The 588-nt window shown below is 51.3% G+C and carries 2 rRNA genes; both read right to left on the bottom strand.

What is annotated here, in order from left to right:
- Positions 1-139: 139 nt before the first annotated feature.
- Positions 140-256, bottom strand: a 5S ribosomal RNA gene (gene rrf / locus A7K91_RS23225).
- Between the two features lie 31 nt (positions 257-287).
- Positions 288-404 (bottom strand): 5S ribosomal RNA (rrf, locus tag A7K91_RS23220).
- Positions 405-588: the final 184 nt, after the last annotated feature.

The raw sequence follows: 588 nt of genomic DNA, 5'->3' as shown, positions 1-588 counted from the left end.
CTTCTTTTCTTTCGTTATCCAGTTTTCAAGGTGCAAAGTGTGCCGCATTGCTGCGACAGGATTTATATCCTACCATGCTTTTTCGATTCCTGCAACATCGAAATGTTACCTTTATCAAAAAGCTTGCAAGATAAAATCCGCTTGGCGACGTCCTACTCTCCCAGGACCCTGCGGTCCAAGTACCATCGGCGCTGGAGGGCTTAACGGTCGTGTTCGGGATGGGAACGCGTGGATCCCCTCCGCCATCGCCACCAAACGGAATTTCAATGAAAGACACATCAANATCCGCTTGGCGACGTCCTACTCTCCCAGGACCCTGCGGTCCAAGTACCATCGGCGCTGGAGGGCTTAACGGTCGTGTTCGGGATGGGAACGCGTGGATCCCCTCCGCCATCGCCACCAAACGGAATTTCAATGAAAGACACATCAAAGCGCCGTTTCCGGCACTTCTTGTTCTTTCAAAACTGACAACGAGTGAGCAACCTCTGCCTGAGATTATGGAAACTTACGTTTCCTGATCAACCATCATCGTGGTTGAGTATTCCTTAGAAAGGAGGTGATCCAGCCGCACCTTCCGATACGGCTACC

Origin of the sequence: Paenibacillus oryzae (assembly GCF_001675045.1) — a bacterium.
GTDB lineage: Bacteria > Bacillota > Bacilli > Paenibacillales > Paenibacillaceae > Pristimantibacillus > Pristimantibacillus oryzae.
The sequence above is the reverse complement of the archived record's forward strand: the minus strand, read 5'-3'. Positions and strand labels throughout refer to the sequence as shown.